The sequence below is a fragment of the Pseudomonas laurylsulfatiphila genome (assembly GCF_002934665.1).
Lineage (GTDB): Bacteria > Pseudomonadota > Gammaproteobacteria > Pseudomonadales > Pseudomonadaceae > Aquipseudomonas > Aquipseudomonas laurylsulfatiphila.
Genome location: NZ_NIRS01000003.1, coordinates 757,055 through 768,757, shown reverse-complemented (window position 1 = coordinate 768,757; position 11,703 = coordinate 757,055). Strand labels below are relative to the sequence as shown.

Sequence of the window (11,703 nt, the reverse complement as noted above, 5' to 3'; positions counted from 1 at the left end):
TTCAGCAATCACGCCGGCGCCAAAAGATCGCAGCCTGCAGCAGCTCCTACAGATACTGCGTTACCAGCAGATACCTTCGGTGCGACCTTTGACGCTGGTGGCCTTGGACATGAAGCCCACCAGGTCGATCACCTGCTTGCCGTGCGGAACGTCCTGCACCAGGGCACGGAATTTTTCGTCACGGTTGCCGAGGATGATCACGTCGGAGTTGTTGATCACCGCGTCGAAGTCGGCGTTGAGCAAGGACGAGACGTGAGGGATCTTCGACTCGATGTAGTCCTTGTTCGCGCCGTGAACGCGGGCGTACTCGACGTTACTGTCGTAGATGCTCAGGTCGTAGCCCTTGCCGATCAGCATTTCCGCGAGGTCAACCAGCGGGCTTTCGCGCAGGTCGTCGGTACCGGCCTTGAAGCTCAGGCCGAGCAGGGCGACTTTGCGTTTGTCGTGGCTGGAAACGATGTCGAAAGCGTTCTGCACCTGGGATTCGTTGCTGCGCATCAGCGAGTTGAGCAGCGGTGCTTCCACGTCCAGGGAGCCTGCGCGGTAGGTCAGTGCGCGCACGTCCTTTGGCAGGCACGAGCCGCCGAAGGCGAAGCCCGGGCGCATGTAGTACTGGGACAGGTTGAGGGTCTTGTCCTGGCAGACCACGTCCATCACTTCGCGACCGTCAACGCCGACCGCCTTGGCGATGTTGCCGATTTCGTTGGCGAAGGTGACCTTGGTGGCGTGCCACACGTTGCAGGTGTACTTGATCATCTCGGCGACCGCGATGTCCTTGCGAATGATCGGCGCGTCGAGCTCTTCGTACAGCGATTGCAGAACGTCACCGGACGCTTTGTCGAACTCGCCGATGACGGTCATTGGCGGCTGGTCGTAGTCGGCGATGGCGGTGCTTTCGCGCAGGAACTCAGGGTTCACGGCCACGCCGAAATCAACACCGGCCTTCTTGCCGGAGCAGTCTTCGAGAATCGGGATGACCACGTTGGCCACGGTGCCCGGCAACACGGTGCTGCGCACGACGATGGTGTGGCGGGTGGTCTTGTCACGCAGGACAAAACCGATTTCGCGGCACACTGCCTCGATGTAGTTCAGTTCCAGGTCGCCGTTCTTTTTGCTCGGCGTACCCACGCAGATCATCGACAAGTCGGTGTCGCGAATCGCCTCGGCGAAGTTGGTGGTGCCACGCAGGCGACCGGTCTGGATGCCCTGGGCCAGAAGTTCGCCCAGGCCTGGTTCAACAATCGGCGATTTGCCGGCATTGATCATATCGATCTTGTCTTTGGCCACATCGACGCCAACGACGTCATGACCCCGTGCAGACAGGCAACCGGCACATACTGCGCCAACGTAACCCAAACCAAATATGCTGATGCGCATCGCAATTACCTCTGTATTGATCAAGCCATTAGATGGCCGGAGTTAATGGTTTTCAGCGTGTTTTAGTGCACTCGCAAGTGCGCCATACAGGCGCAGCAATGCCCTGTGCTGGCATATAAGTTACGAGTGTCTAAATAAATGCACTCAAGGGGTGCGCAACTAGGCCTTGTTGTTATGATTTGCCCTGTTATGCAGCCGATCCTCCTTTCGAAGGATGCAGGTGCAACGGCTTTGCACGCTCGATGTCAGGCCGAAAGCCCGTAGATCAAGCGGTTGGGTGCTCGGGTGAGCACGTTTATAGGGGCGCTGCCGTGGCCATGTAGGGGATAGTCATACCGCGTTATCTCCTGTCCGCTTGCTATTGTTCAAATCAGTGATTAGTCAGCGCAAGTTAGTATTACAACTTCGCTACAAGAATCGCTTATCTGCGTAAGTTATCTCGTACAAGCTCGGCGAGAATCGTTACCGGTGGTATGAACGGCGCGTTTGGACATAGTTCCGGTCCGCTCATCGTGAAATCTGAAATTTCTTGAAATATTGAGAAAGATGGCACTGCTCTCAAATTGATAGCACTTGCCGTTTGGCCCTTTATATATAGGCGGATAATTGGGGCGGATAGTTTTTTGCCACTACTGTTAAAAAAAGTCAGTGCCACTACGCAAAAAAATGATTGAAGTCGAGTGAAACTAAAGTTAGGAAAACGATCGATGGTTTTTTGACGCCAATAGGCTGGCGATCAGGAGGGGGAATTGTCGGACGATCAAAGGTCGGCGCATGAGGGGGTGTTCGCTCGTGCGCCGACCGGCTGCATCACTCTGGTGCGTGATCGCGCAGAAACACCAGGTTGTCCGGTTTGGACTGTTCATCGCTGTAGCGATAGCCTTGAACGTCGAATTGCTTGAGGGTCGCCGGATCATTGATGCGCTCTTCGATGACGAAGCGGCTCATCATGCCCCGGGCCTTTTTTGCGTAGAAGCTGATGATCTTGTACTGGCCGTTCTTCAGGTCCTTGAATTCGGTATTGATGATGCGTGCGTTCAAGGCGCTGCGCTTGACCGCCGAGAAGTACTCGTTGGACGCCAGGTTGAGCAGCACGTCATCGCCTTGATCGACCAGGGCTTCGTTCAGCCATTCGCTGATGCGTGTACCCCAGAAGGCATACAGGTCCTTGCCCCGGGCGTTGGCCAGTCTGGTGCCCATTTCCAGGCGATAGGGTTGCATCAGGTCTAGTGGGCGCAGCAGGCCGTACAGGCCGGACAACATGCGCAGATGCTGCTGGGCATAGTCGAAATCGGCTTCGCTGAAGGTTTGTGCATTCAGGCCGGTGTACACATCGCCCTTGAAGGCCAGCAGCGCCTGCTTGGCGTTTTCCGGGGTGAACGCGGGCGTCCAACTGCCGAAACGCGCGGCGTTGAGCCCGCCGATCTTGTCGGAAACGTGCATCAATTCGCTGATCTGTGCCGGGGACAACTCGCGCAACTGCAGGATCAGCTCCTGGGAGTGGTCGAGGTACTGCGGCTGAGTGAAACGCTGGGTGGCCGGCGGTGTTTCATAGTCGAGGGTCTTGGCGGGTGAAATCACCATCAGCATGAAGTCGTCTCCTTTAATCGTGGCCGCGATTCTAGGGGGTTGTCGGCCTTGACTCCAGCTATCGGGGTAATAGGTGATGGCCGGTGGCCTTGCACCAAACCCTGTGGGAGCGAGCTTGCTCGCGATAGCGGTCTGACATTCGGAAAAGATGTTGGCTGATGCACCGTCATCGCGAGCAAGCTCGCTCCCACAGGAGATTGGGGTTGCTGCGGGAATGAGGGCCGCGATCAGCTATAGTGCCGCGCGGGTTTTGTTATGGAGACATCCCATTGCGTATCGCTTTTCTCATCTCGATCTGGCTACTGAGCTTCGGCGCCCTCGCGGCACCAGGCGATGTGGCGACGCTTGATCGCAGCACCTGGCCAGAAAAACTCGTCAGTCCAACGCTGTTCGACGTGGCGTCGAGGGCCGAGATCCTCATGTTTTCCAGTGTGCTGTTGGCCAGCGAATCGCTGGATGAACCCGCCCTGGCCCAGCGCCTGGGCTTGCGTACGATCAACCTGGAGTCGGTCAACCGGGTTCGCCAGCATCTGTGGCAACGGCTGCTGGCCAACTACAACTACGCCCAACAGAGTTGCGACCAGGATGCGTCGTTCTGTTTTCTGGTCGAAGACATGCCCACCTTGCGCGAACAAGCTGCCAAGTTCCAGGTCAGTGCAGACAGCTACTACATCAAGTGGGCCGAACCGAGTCGTGTGTTCCACACCCAGTACCTGGACGAACAATTGCGCAAGGCCGCCCTGTTCCCGCAAACCAGCAGTGAAGTCGATCATTTTGGCGACTATGAGCGCTCCGGCGACGGGATGCACGACCGGCTGTTTCTGCTGACCTTCGACAGTGCAGCCAACGCCGCGCCGGACAACACCGCCTGGGTCACCGAGTACCTGCGCAAGTCGAACATCAGCGGGACGTTCTTCGTCCTCGGCAAGGACATCCAGGCCCGTTTGGCCGAGCAATCGGTGAGTCACCTGCAAGCGACCTACTCGACCCAGTGCATCGGCGTGCAAGGCTGGGAATTTCGCTCCCACAGTCACTGGCAGGGCTGGCAGGACTCGGTGCGCCGCAGCGCCGAACTGGTCAAAAGCAAGCTGCCGGAGAACTTCGTGCCACTGTTCCGTCCGCCCGATGGCCAGCGCCGTTCCGATGCCGAAGGTTTCTTCAAGGCTCAGGGATTGCAGGTAGCGCTGTGGGACATCGACGCCCAGGATGGCGCCAGCAAACTCAAGGGCAACCCGAGTGCGCAACGGGTGCTGACCCTGATGCTGCTGTGGCGGCACGGGGTCATCAATTTCAATGTGAAGCAGGATGGGGTGAAAACGGCGTTGCCCTGGCTGGTCACGCAAACGGCGCCGGTCGGGATCGGTTGGGAGGATTGCCAGGATGCGTTTCGCTGAAACGACCAGACCCAGTAAACATTGGGTTTTTGGCGATCTTGCAGGGGGATTCGTTGCAGGTTGACTTCCGACTGTAAACGGGTGATGGCAGTCCGCCAAGTGTTATTGGTCACTCTGAAAAATAAACTTCAAAAAAGCGTCAAAGTATTTTTTTTGTCACACGTTTTGGAGTATTACGAAGACAGACCGCCGAAACCTGCAACACAGGTGGCGTCTCCCAAGACCCCGCTATGCAGGCAAAACACTTGAGTCCCCGCAGGTGTATTCGGCAGTCACTTCGAGGCGCAGCACCGTCAGGGTATTGCGTCGAATGGCTCCCACAAAGGTGACCGAGTATGGATGATCACGGACGTAGCTCTTCTTCCAACCAGCCAATCCTTTATGTACTCGATACCAACGTATTGATTCACGATCCAAACGCCCTGCTCAACTTCGAAGAACACCACGTCGCGATCCCGATGACCGTGCTTGAAGAGCTCGACAAGCTCAAGAGCGGGCATCACAGCGTTGCCGCCGAATGCCGCCAGGCCATCCGCCTGATCGACAAGACCCTGGGCGATGCCTCACCCGAGGACGTCGAGCAGGGTGTGCCGATCCAGCGTGGCAAAAGCGGGCCCAAGGGTTTGCTGTCAATTCTGATGAGCAAGCATGCCGAGCCGAACCTGATTCTGCCCGAGCACCTGAATGACAACAAAATCATCAATCAACTGATCGATCTGCACACACGGGACCCGAAGAAGCCCGTGGTGCTGGTCACCAAAGACATCAACATGCGCCTGAAGGCGCGCGCCTGCGGGATCGCGGCCGAGGACTACAGCACCGACCAACTGGTCGATGACGTGTCCTTGCTGCCCAATGGCTACCACAACATGACCGGCTCTTTCTGGGACCGCGTGAGCAAGGTCGAAACCCGTCAGGACCACGGCCGCACCTGGCATCAGGTGCAGTTGATCGACAACCTGCCGGCCGTGCACATCAATGAATTCATCATTGATGAACAGGGCTTTGTCGGCTGGATCAAGGAGATCGAAGAGGACCGCTTGCTGATCCTCGACCTGCACCAGGAACCGCTGCTGCACCAGGAGGCCTGGGGCCTGAAACCGCGTGATATCTATCAGAGCCTGGCGTTGTACGCCTTGCTCGATCCGGACATCCACCTGGTCAACCTGTCGGGTGCCGCGGGTTCGGGTAAAACCATCCTGGCGCTGGCTGCTGCGATCGAGCAGACCATGGTCAGCAAACGTTATCGCCGCATCATCGCCACCCGCAGCGTGCAGGGCCTGGACCAGGAAATCGGCTTCCTGCCCGGCACCGAGGCGGAAAAAATGGAGCCGTGGCTGGGCGCCATCACCGACAACCTCGAAGCCTTGCACATGGATGACGAAAGCACCCATGGCAGCGTCGACTACATCCTCAGCAAAGTGCCGTTGCAGTTCAAATCCCTCAACTACATCCGGGGCCGCAGCTTCCAGCAGAGCCTGATCCTGATCGACGAATGCCAGAACCTCACGCCGCACCAGATGAAAACCATCATCACCCGTGCCGGCGCCGGTTCCAAAGTGGTGTGCCTGGGCAACCTGGCACAGATCGACACCCCTTACCTGTCCGCGACCAGCTCCGGGCTGACCTACCTCACTGAACGCTTCAAGGACTTCCCGAACGGGGTGCACATCACCCTGCAAGGGGTTCCACGTTCGATCCTGGCCGAATACGCCGAATCGCATTTGTAATCGCTTCATCGAAACCGGGCGGCCTCAAAAGCCGCCCGGTTTTTCATGCCCGACACATAAACCCTGTAGGAGCGAGCCTGCTCGCGATGGACGTGAACGATAATGCGTGTTGCCTGAATGACCGCGTTGTCCTTGCGTTTTTCGCGAGCAGGCTCGCTCCTACAGGGGGATGTGTGGACCGATAATCGTGCGTGCGAAAAATTGACCCACAGGTTTACAATCGACGCTCCTGATCAGGAGTAATCCCGTGCTGACTCATCTCGATTCCCAAGGCCGCGCCAACATGGTCGACGTCACTGAAAAAGCCGTGACGTTCCGTGAGGCGACGGCCCAAGCGCTGGTGCGCATGCTGCCCGAGACCCTGCAGATGATCGTCAGCGGCGGCCACCCCAAGGGTGATGTGTTTGCCGTGGCGCGCATTGCCGGCATCCAGGCGGCGAAGAAAACCAGCGATCTGATTCCCCTGTGCCATCCGCTGATGCTGACTGGCGTCAAGGTCGAGCTCAGTGCCGAAGGCGACGATTCGGTGCGCATCGTGGCGCGCTGCAAGCTGTCCGGGCAGACCGGCGTCGAGATGGAAGCCCTGACCGCTGCCAGCGTCGCCGCGCTGACCATCTACGACATGTGCAAGGCCGTGGATCGCGGCATGACCATCGAAAGCGTGCGCCTGCTGGAGAAGGTCGGCGGCAAGAGCGGACATTTCCAGGCGGAGCAGCCATGAACGTGACCGTGAAGTTTTTCGCCCGTTATCGTGAAGCGCTGGGGCTGGACTCGGTGAAGGTTGAAGGCAACTTCGCCACCGTCGACGATGTCCGCGCGCTGTTGGCCCAGCGTGACGGTGCCGAGGTCTTGAGCGAGCAGAACCTGATGTGCGCCCGCAATGAAGACCTCTGCCAGCTCGACGAGCCGGTCAGCGAGGGCGATGAAGTGGCATTCTTTCCGACTGTGACCGGAGGCTGAACCATGGCCATTCGCGTGCAGTCCACGCCGTTCGATCCGGGCGCCGAGGTCAACGCCATGCACGACGCCAATGTCGGTGTGGGTGCGGTGGTGAGTTTTGTCGGCTATGTGCGCGACTTCAATGACGGCCTGGACGTCGCCGGGATGTTCCTCGAACACTATCCCGGCATGACCGAAAAGGCCCTGGGCAAGATCGCCATCGAGGCCGAGCAGCGCTGGCCACTGCTCAAGCTGGAAGTGCTGCACCGCATCGGCGCCCTGGAACCGGGTGAGCCGATTGTCTTCGTCGGCGCGGCCAGCGCTCATCGCCAAGCGGCATTCGACGCCTGCGCCTTTGTCATGGATTACCTGAAAACCCGCGCGCCGTTCTGGAAGAAGGAAAACACCAGCGACGGGCCGCGGTGGGTCGAGGGGCGTGACAGTGACCATGCGGCGGCGGATCGCTGGAAGCAGTAGTTTCTGCGGCGTTCTCAAGTCAGTCATCGCGGGCAAGCCCGCTCCCACAATGATCTTCAGTGAATACAGTTTTTGTGTACGACACAGAAACTGTGGGAGCGAGCTTGCTCGCGATGAGGCCTTTCGATTCAACCAATCACTCCTGGATTCACCACCCGACCATCGGCCGGCACGGGCTGCATTTGCCTGATTGACGACCAATACATAAAAGTCCAAGATGGAATTATAAGTACAAAAAAGGTTTCCACCCCGTTTCAGCTTTTTCTTCTGTCTTGCCAAACCAACAACAACCGCGAGAAAACGAACATGAAGAAGTTCCCCCTCATCACCGGTCTGGCCCTGAGCCTGTTGGCGTGCAGTTCTGTGTTCGCCGCCGAGAAAACCCTGCGCATCGGTATCGAAGCGGCGTATCCGCCGTTCGCCTCGAAATCCGATAAAGGCGAGATCGTCGGTTTCGACTACGACATCGGCAACGCGCTGTGCGCGCAGATGAAGGTCAAGTGTGTGTGGGTCGAAGGCGAGTTCGACGGTCTGATTCCTTCCCTGAAGGTGAAGAAAATCGACATGGCGCTGTCGTCCATGACCATCAATGAAGACCGCAAGAAGTCGGTGGACTTCACCCACAAGTACTATTTCACTTCGTCGCGCCTGGTGATGAAGGACGGCGCGATGGTGGATGACCAGTACGCCAGCCTCAAGGGCAAGACCGTCGGCGTGCAGCGCGCCACCACCACCGACCGTTACGCCACCGAGGTGTTCGAGCCCAAGGGCATCAACGTCAAGCGCTACAGCAACAACGAAGAAATCTACATGGACCTGGCGGCCGGTCGCCTCGACGCGATTTTTGCCGACACCATTCCACTCAATGACTTCCTGTCGATGCCGCGAGGCAAGGGTTATGCCTTTGTCGGGCCGGAGCTGAAAGATCCGAAGTATGTGGGCGAGGGTGCGGGGATTGCCGTGCGCAAGGGCAACACCGAGTTGGTCAGCGAGTTGAACACGGCCATTGATGGCATTCGTGCCAATGGTGAGTACCAGAAGATTTCCGAGAAGTATTTCAAGTCGGATATCTACGGCGACTGATCAATCGCTTTCGCGAGCAGGCTCGCTCCCACATTGGATCTCCCTCAAACACAGATTTTGTGTTCGGCGCAGAACCCTTGTGGGAGCGAGCCTGCTCGCGAAGGGGGCCTGTCAGGTAATACGTCTCTCAGGGCTCAGCCCTTCAATTCCTTCAAATGCTTGTACACCGTCGCCCGGCCCATGTTCAGCACATTGGCCACGTAGTTCGATGCGCTTTTGCCCTTGAACGCGCCTTCGGCGTGCAACGCCAGCACCAGCTCGCGTTTGTGGTCGCGGGTCAGCAGGTTCAGGCTCAACTGACGTTCGCGCAGCCAGGCGTGGAGGAAGGTGTTGATCCGCTCCTGCCAGTCATCGCGGAACAGTGCATCCGGTTGCGGGATCAGCTTGGTCGGCGACAGGAACAGGTCCAAAGCGGCCTTGGCATTCTCGAACAGAGAAATATTCAGGTTGATGCACAGCACCGCCAGCGGATGACCTTCGCTGTTGCGAAGTACCGTGCTGAGGCTGCGAATCTTCTGGCCATCCCAATTGAGCTTTTCATACGGCCCGATGTTTCGTTCGCTGACATCGTCGCTGAGCATGTCTTCCAGCGCCGAGTCGTCGCCGATTTCCCGCTTGGACAGGTTGTTGGCGATGTAGTCGACCTTTTGTGTGCGCAGGTCGTGCAGCACCACTTCGGCGTGGGGGAAAAACAACGTGGCGATGGCGTCGGCGATGGCGTGGAAGTTATCCAGGGACGTGTCGTCCAGGGCCGAGTCTTTTTCGGGGGCGTTCATACAGTGGAACTCCAGGCAGCGTCAGCGCCCCATCAAAGGGGCGCTGAAAGTGTGCCGTAATCGTGGGGGCACGTCACCTGAGGATCAAGCTCAGCCGAGGCGGGCAGGGGAGAGCATGTCGGCATTCAGGCCGAAACGGCCGAGCGGCTCGGGCAACGCTGCACCGCGCACCAGTGCGGCGCTGGCCTGGCCCATGGCCGGCGAGGTCTGGATGCCATACCCGCCTTGTGCCGCGACCCAGAACAGCCCTGGCACCTGTGGATCGAAACCGGACAGCAAATCGCCGTCGCTGACGAAGCTGCGCAAGCCGGCCCAGGTTCGGGTCGGGCGGCGAATGGTCAGGGTCGTGGCTTCTTCGATCTGGTAGATGCCCATGGCGATGTCCAGCTCTTCAGGCTGTACGTCATGGGGTTCCACCGGGTCGGCGTTGGCCGGCGAACCGAGGAACATCCCGGCGTCGGGTTTCATGTAGAAGGATTCGTCGAGGCTGACCAGCATTGGCCAATGATGGATGTCCACGCCCTCCGGGCCGGCGAAGATGAACGCGGCGCGGCGTTTCGGTTGCAGGCCCAGGGGCCTGGCGCCGGCCAGTTCGCCGATCTTGTCGGCCCAGGCGCCGGCGGCGTTGATGATGACCGGGGCGCTGAAGGTCTGAGTGCCGGTCTGGACGTGCCATGTACCCTGGTCATCGCGGCTCAGGCTGACGACTTCGGCGTCGGTGTGGACTTCGCCCCGGTTGCGGCGGATGCCGCGCAGGTATCCCTGATGCAGGGCATCGGTGTCGATGTCGGTGGCGGTCGGGTCGTAGATCGCGCCGTGGACTTTTTCCCGGCGCAGGATAGGTACGAGCGCGCAGGCCTCGTCGGTGCTGAGCAATTGCATCTCCGGCACCGTGGCTTTCGCGCTCTGGTATTGCCTGTTCAGTTCTTCCGGGTCGCCGGTGAAATCCACGGTCATTTCACCGCGTGGCGTCAGCAGCGGGTGTTCGCAGAAACCGCTGGGCGGATTGTCGAAAAAGTCCCGGCTCGCCAGGGTCAGTGCGCGAACTTGCGGGGTGCCGTAGGCGGCGGTGTACAGCGCCGCCGAACGTCCGGTGGAATGGTAGGCCGGATGGGATTCGCGTTCGAGCACGATCACACGGCCATGCTGCGACAGCCAGAAACCGGTGGAAGCGCCGGCGATACCGCCGCCGATGATGATGAAATCTGCCTGGCTCATGAACGTCTCCTGAAAGAGCACAAATGGCTAGTCCCTGTAGGAGCCGGCTTGCCGGCGATAGCATCACCGCGGTTTATCTGATGGACCGCGGCGTCTGTATCGCTGGCAAGCCAGCTCCTACAGGTTTGTGAGGTTAAGGCTGCAAGCGGTAGATCGCATTGGCCAGCGCAATGTCTTCCAGGCCCAGGCCGATGGAGCGGAAAAACACATGTCGATCGTAACCGGGACGCTGGACTTTATCGCTGAGCAGGTCCGGCAGGTCGCCGACAATCGCGCTCTTGTTCCAGCCATGTTGTTCGCCGGCGATGAGCATTTCACCGGCCGCGCCCGGGGTGGTCAGGCGATAGTCGCAGAACACCTGCATGTCATTGAGGCTTTGCGGCGGCACTTCGTGGGCACGCGGGGCGTTGGTGCTGATGGAGGTGATCAGCGCCGGTTTGCGCAAGCTCGACGGATCGATCACCGGACCGGCGGATGAGGTGCAGAGCATGATCACGTCGGCGTCCTGCACGGCAGCTTCGCGACTCTCGACGATGTTCAGGCGTGGCTCGATGTTTTTCAGCAGGCTCACGGTTTGAGCATCCTCGCTCAGGTTCGGCGCGTACAGGCTGATGCTCTGCCAGTCGCGCAGGCCTTTCACGTAATGCAGGTGTGCCTGGGCCACTTTGCCGCTGCCGATGATGGCCAGGCGATTGGCAGTCAGCGGCGCGAGGGCATCGACCGCCACGGCGGTGGTCGCGGCGGTGCGCGCGGTGGTCAGTTCACCCGCGTCGCACAGCAACAGTGGCTGGCCGGTCTGCATCGACATCAGCACAGTCCACGCGGTCACCAAGGGTCCCTGCTCACGGACGATGTACGGCGAAGTCTTGATGCCGTACACGCCGTCTTCGGCCAACACCCCCAGGTAGTTGATGAAGTCGCCGGCGCCCTGGGGAAATTCCACCAGTTGTTGTGCCGGTTGCACAGCTTGCCCGGCCGCCAGGTCACGGAACATTTTGCGCAGGATCTGCGGCACGTCGACCTGCACTAGCAACTCGCGAGCCTGGTGTTGGTTGATCACTTGGGGCGTATTGGACATGGTCGGCTCCGGGTCTGAAAGTAAACTAATTTGTCCATTAT

The 11,703-nt window shown here is 59.1% G+C and carries 11 protein-coding genes; 6 read left to right on the top strand and 5 right to left on the bottom strand.

Features of this window, described 5'->3' with window-relative positions; translation table 11 throughout:
- Positions 1–60: 60 nt before the first annotated feature.
- Positions 61–1,377: a nucleotide sugar dehydrogenase gene (locus tag CD175_RS13965; protein ID WP_007972653.1), complete on the bottom strand. Its 1,317-nt coding sequence runs from the start codon at positions 1,375–1,377 to the stop codon at positions 61–63.
- Positions 1,378–2,187: 810 nt separating this feature from the next.
- Positions 2,188–2,967 (bottom strand): peroxide stress protein YaaA, encoded by a 780-nt coding sequence (gene yaaA, locus CD175_RS13960; protein ID WP_104449335.1) that lies wholly within the window; start codon positions 2,965–2,967, stop codon positions 2,188–2,190.
- 269 nt (positions 2,968–3,236) lie between these two features.
- Here yaaA and CD175_RS13950 point away from each other — a divergent pair, with 269 nt between their 5' ends.
- The 6 genes from CD175_RS13950 (at position 3,237) to CD175_RS13925 (ending at position 8,590) form a co-directional block, all read left to right on the top strand.
- Positions 3,237–4,361 carry a polysaccharide deacetylase family protein gene (locus tag CD175_RS13950; RefSeq protein ID WP_104449333.1) on the top strand — a complete coding sequence of 375 codons (1,125 nt, stop codon included), beginning with the start codon at positions 3,237–3,239 and terminating at the stop codon, positions 4,359–4,361.
- Between the two features lie 335 nt (positions 4,362–4,696).
- Complete coding sequence (locus CD175_RS13945) at positions 4,697–6,091, top strand: PhoH family protein (protein WP_007972659.1); 1,395 nt, start codon at positions 4,697–4,699, stop codon at positions 6,089–6,091.
- A gap of 247 nt (positions 6,092–6,338) precedes the next feature.
- On the top strand, positions 6,339–6,812 hold the full coding sequence (gene moaC, locus CD175_RS13940; protein WP_007972660.1) for a cyclic pyranopterin monophosphate synthase MoaC: 474 nt from the start codon (positions 6,339–6,341) through the stop codon (positions 6,810–6,812).
- Entirely contained in the window at positions 6,809–7,051 is a 243-nt protein-coding gene (gene moaD, locus CD175_RS13935) for a molybdopterin converting factor subunit 1 (protein ID WP_075945584.1), read from the top strand. The genes moaC and moaD overlap by 4 nt, the downstream gene beginning before the upstream one ends.
- A gap of 3 nt (positions 7,052–7,054) precedes the next feature.
- Complete coding sequence (moaE, locus tag CD175_RS13930) at positions 7,055–7,507, top strand: molybdopterin synthase catalytic subunit MoaE (RefSeq protein ID WP_015096731.1); 453 nt, start codon at positions 7,055–7,057, stop codon at positions 7,505–7,507.
- 306 nt (positions 7,508–7,813) lie between these two features.
- The gene (locus CD175_RS13925; RefSeq protein WP_104449332.1) at positions 7,814–8,590 is read left to right on the top strand and encodes an ABC transporter substrate-binding protein; all 777 of its coding nucleotides are present in this window, start codon (positions 7,814–7,816) and stop codon (positions 8,588–8,590) included.
- Positions 8,591–8,724: 134 nt separating this feature from the next.
- Here CD175_RS13925 and CD175_RS13920 read toward each other — a convergent pair whose 3' ends face one another.
- The 3 genes from CD175_RS13920 to CD175_RS13910 form a co-directional block, all read right to left on the bottom strand.
- Positions 8,725–9,366, bottom strand: coding sequence for a helix-turn-helix transcriptional regulator (locus tag CD175_RS13920; RefSeq protein WP_104449331.1), 642 nt, complete (start codon positions 9,364–9,366; stop codon positions 8,725–8,727).
- A gap of 90 nt (positions 9,367–9,456) precedes the next feature.
- A complete protein-coding gene (locus CD175_RS13915) occupies positions 9,457–10,584 on the bottom strand; it encodes an NAD(P)/FAD-dependent oxidoreductase (RefSeq protein ID WP_104449330.1) in 1,128 nt (375 codons plus the stop codon).
- Between the two features lie 133 nt (positions 10,585–10,717).
- Positions 10,718–11,662: an ornithine cyclodeaminase family protein gene (locus tag CD175_RS13910; protein WP_104449329.1), complete on the bottom strand. Its 945-nt coding sequence runs from the start codon at positions 11,660–11,662 to the stop codon at positions 10,718–10,720.
- Positions 11,663–11,703 lie beyond the last annotated feature (41 nt).